Origin of the sequence: Streptomyces javensis, assembly GCF_039525925.1 — a bacterium.
Lineage (GTDB): Bacteria > Actinomycetota > Actinomycetes > Streptomycetales > Streptomycetaceae > Streptomyces > Streptomyces asiaticus.
On record NZ_BAAAIF010000187.1, the window covers coordinates 1 to 4,170 of the forward strand.

The 4,170-nt window shown below is 70.9% G+C and carries 2 protein-coding genes; both read left to right on the forward strand.

What is annotated here, in order from left to right; all coding sequences use genetic code 11:
• A partial coding sequence (locus ABD329_RS47355) for a condensation domain-containing protein (protein ID WP_344318203.1) occupies nt 1-2,624 on the forward strand: 2,624 nt, incomplete at its 5' end.
• A gap of 1 nt (nt 2,625) precedes the next feature.
• Nucleotides 2,626-4,170: condensation domain-containing protein (locus ABD329_RS47360; RefSeq protein ID WP_344318204.1), on the forward strand; the 1,545-nt coding region annotated here is incomplete at its 3' end.

The following is a 4,170-nucleotide window of genomic DNA, read 5'->3' on the forward strand; positions in this document are numbered from 1 at the left end:
AGCGTAAGGATCCGCGGGCGCTGGCGGAGATGATCGGCCGGTGTGGGGTGCGGGTGGCGAGTGTGGTGCCGTCGTTGCTGGGGGTGCTGGACCCGGAGGCCGTGCCGGGTGTGAGCAATTGGGTGCTGGGCGCCGAGCGGCTGAGTGCGGAGCTGGCCGGGCGGTGGTCGGCGGGTGCTCGGGTGTGGAACACGTACGGGCCGACCGAGGCCACCGTCATCACCACCGCCACTGCCACTCCGCTGGAGGCCACGCTGGAGGAGGCCCCGCCCATAGGCCGCCCCCTCCCCAACGCCCGCGTCTATGTGCTGGACACCTTCCTCAAGCCGGTCCCCGTAGGCGTTACGGGCGAGGTGTACATCGCCGGTGCGGGTCTGGCCCGGGGCTATATCGGTCGGCCGGGACTTTCGGCCGAGCGGTTTGTGGCCTGTCCGTTCGCCGTCCCGGGCGGTCGGATGTATCGCAGTGGCGACCTGGCGAAGTGGACCGCCGAGGGTGAGCTGGTCTTCGCGGGGCGGGTCGATGAGCAGGTCAAGGTCCGTGGCTTCCGCGTGGAGCCCGGTGAGATCGAGGCGGTGGTGGCCGCCTGCGAGGGTGTGGCGCAGGTCGCGGTGGTGGTCCGGGAGGACGGGCCGGGGGACAAGCGGCTGGTCGCGTACGTGGTTCCCAACGGGGAGCTCGACCTTGCGGCGGTACGCGCGTTCGCCGCCGACCGGCTGCCCGAGTACATGATCCCGGCGATCGTCGTGCTGGACGCGCTGCCGCTCACCGTCAACGGCAAGCTGGACCGTGCCGCGCTCCCCACCCCCGATGTGGCAGTCACCGTGGCGGGCCGTGCTCCGGCCACCCCGACCGAAGAGATCCTCTGTGGGCTTTTCGCCGAGGTGCTCGGCCTCGATGAGGTGAGTGCCGATGCGTCGTTCTTCGAGCTCGGCGGTGACTCGATCATGTCGATGCTGCTGGTGTCGAGGGCGCGTAAGGCCGGTCTGGTGGTGAGCGCACGGCAGGTCTTCGAGCGACGGACGCCGGCGGAGCTGGCGCTGGTGGCCGGTGATGCCTCCGCTCCGGGCGGCCCGGAGGGGAGCGGCGACCCGGGCACGGGCGAGGTGCCGTTGACCCCCGTCATGCATGAGCTGCTGGACCGGGCCGGAGCAGAGCGTATAGGCGCGGTGTTCCAGTCCACGGTGGTGGTGGCTCCGGCGGGGATGCGGCTCGAGACGCTGACCGGCGCCGTGCAGGCGGTGGTCGATCACCATGACATTCTGCGGGCGCGGCTGGAGACCGAGCCCGAGGCTCGCCTGCTCGTCCCCCCGACCGCATCCGTGGCCCCGTGGGTGCACCGCATCGATGTGAGTGCGGCCGGGGGAGACCTCGAGCGCCTGATCGCCGAGCAGTCGCGGGCCGCCGCGGATCGGCTCGATCCGCTGGCCGGGGTGATGGCGCAGGTGGTCTGGTTCGACCTCGGCCCGGACACCCCGGGCCGGTTGCTGATCCTCCTCAACCACCTCGTCGTGGACGGCGTTTCCTGGCGCGTCCTCGTGCCCGACCTGGCCGAGGCGTATACGGAGCTGGCCGCCGGTCGTGAGGTCGTGCTGGAGCCGGTGCCCACCTCCTTCCGGCACTGGGCCCGCGCCCTGCGGACCGAAGCCACCGGTCGGCCACGGCTCGCCGAACTCCGCGCCTGGACCGAGCTATTGGCCGGCGACGACCCCCTCCTCACCTCGCGCCCCGTGGACCCGGGGCGGGACCTCGGCGCCACTGTCCGGCAGCTGTCGGTGAAGGTGTCCAGGGAGGTCACATCGGCGCTGTTGACCACCGTGCCGACGGCGTTCCACGCGGGCGTCGACGACGTACTGCTGACCGGCCTGACCGCGGCGTTGGCCGAGTGGCGGCGCCGTCAGGGCCAGGAGGACACGCCCGGGGTCCTGCTGGACCTCGAGGGCCATGGCCGGGTGCCGTTGGCGGAGGGCGTGGATCTGACGCGTACGGTGGGCTGGTTCACCAGCAGCTACCCGGTGCGGCTCGACGTCGGCGTCGTCGACGCCAGGGAGCTGCGCTCCGGCGGGGCCGCGGCGGGACGGGCCATCAAGCGCATCAAGGAACAGCTCCGCGCGGTCCCGGGCGACGGGCTCGGCTACGGGATGCTCCGGTACCTCAACCCCGAGGCCGCGCCCGCCCTTGCGGCGCTGCCCACCGCCCAGATCGGCTTCAACTACCTGGGTCGTTTCCCCGGCCGGCGGAACGAGAGCGAACAGGGGCAGCAGCCCGTCGAGCAACATGCCTGGCAGACCGCCGGTGACGGTGGCCGAGGTGGCGGCGCCAACGACCGGATCCCGGTCATGCACGCCCTGGAGGTCATGGGCGTCGTCCACGACCTCCTCGACGGCCCGCAGCTCACCCTCATCGTGTCCTGGCCGTCCGAACTGCTGGCGGAGTCGGCTGCCCGGAGCCTGCTGGACGGCTGGGCCGCGACGCTCACCGGACTGGCCACGCACACCGCGGACATCGACGCCGACACCGGTATCGGTGGCCACACCCCCTCCGACTTCCCGTTGGTGGACATCAGCCAGAGCGAGTTGGACGAGTTCGAAGCGACAGCGCAGCAGATGGACGAAGGAGCTTGAGATGACCGACTCCGCTCTGGTGGGGGTATGGCCGCTGTCGCCGCTACAGGAGGGCCTGCTGTTCCATGCGGTGTACGACGAGGAGGGCATCGACGTCTACGTCGAGCAGATGATCACCGGCCTGGAGGGCAAGCTGGACTCCGCGGTCCTGCGGGCGTCCTGGCAGGCGCTGCTCGACCGCCACGAGAGCCTGCGCGCGGGCTTCCAGCGGCGCGCCTCCGGAGCCCCGGTCCAGCTCGTCATGCGCCGGGTGACCCTGCCGTGGCGGGAGGAGGACCTGTCCGGGCTGGACGCGGATGCGGCCCGTGCGGAGTCGGAGCGGCTGGGGATCGAGGAGCGGGAGCGGCGTTTCGACCTGGCGGTGCCGCCGTTGCTGAAGGTGTTGCTGGTCAAGGTCGGGCCGGATGAGTACCGGATGATGGTGACGTTGCATCACATCCTGCTGGACGGCTGGTCGCTGCCGGTGTTGATGCGGGAGTTGTGGGCGTGTTACGAGGCCGGGGGCAGCGCACGGGGTCTGCCGCCCGTGACCCCGTACCGTGATTACCTCGCCTGGCTCGCCCGCCAGAACAAGGAAGAAGCCATGGCGGCCTGGCGGAAGACGCTGGCCGGGGCGGATGAGCCGACGCTGGTGGCCCCCGCCGAGTACAACGGGGCGCCGGCGCACTCCGCCATGGTGTCCGCCAAGGCGAGCAAGGAGCTGGACCAGGCGCTCCGCGACCTGACGCGCCGCTTCCACGGCCTCACCCTGAACACCGTCGTTCAGGCCGCCTGGGCTCTCGTCATCGGCAAGCTGACCGGCCGACGGGATGTGGTGTTCGGCGCCAGCGTGGCCGGGCGTCCGCTGGACCTGCCGGGCATGGAGAGCATGCTGGGGCTCTTCATCAACACCGTGCCCGTACGTGTGCGCTTCGACCCGGCGCAGTCGGTGGCCGAACTGCTGACAGAGCTCCAGGCCGAGCAGGCGGCGCTGGTGGACTACCAGTACCTGAGTCTCAGCGATATCCAGCGGCAGGCCGGGCCCGGGGCCACGTTCGACACCATCATGGCGTTCGAGAGCTTCCCCTCGGGCACGAACGCGCGGAAGCCGCCGGGTGACAAGCCATCGGGCGATGAGGTCGAGCGGCGCGGACCGGGCGGTCTGAAGTTCACCGAGCATGGACTCCGGGAGTCGATCAACTACCCGCTCGGCCTGGTGGTCGGCCCGAGCGGCGGCTTGGGCATGCGGCTGAGCTACCGGCCGGACCTGTTCGGCGAGGAGACGGCGCAGGGGCTGGTCGACCAGGTGCTCCGGGTGCTGGGGCGGATGGCGGCCGATCCGGAGACGTTGGTCGGTCGACTGGATGTGGTGGGGGAGGTGGAGTGGTCGCGGGTGGTGGCGGAGTGGAATGCCACTGAGACCACATTGTCTGGCGGTTCGATGGTGGAGCGGTTTGAGGGGTGGGTCGGGGCGGCGCCGGATGTGGTGGCGGTGCGGTGTGGTGGTGAGGCTCTGTCGTATGGGGAGTTGGATCGGCGGGCGAATCGGTTGGCGCGGTTGTTGTGC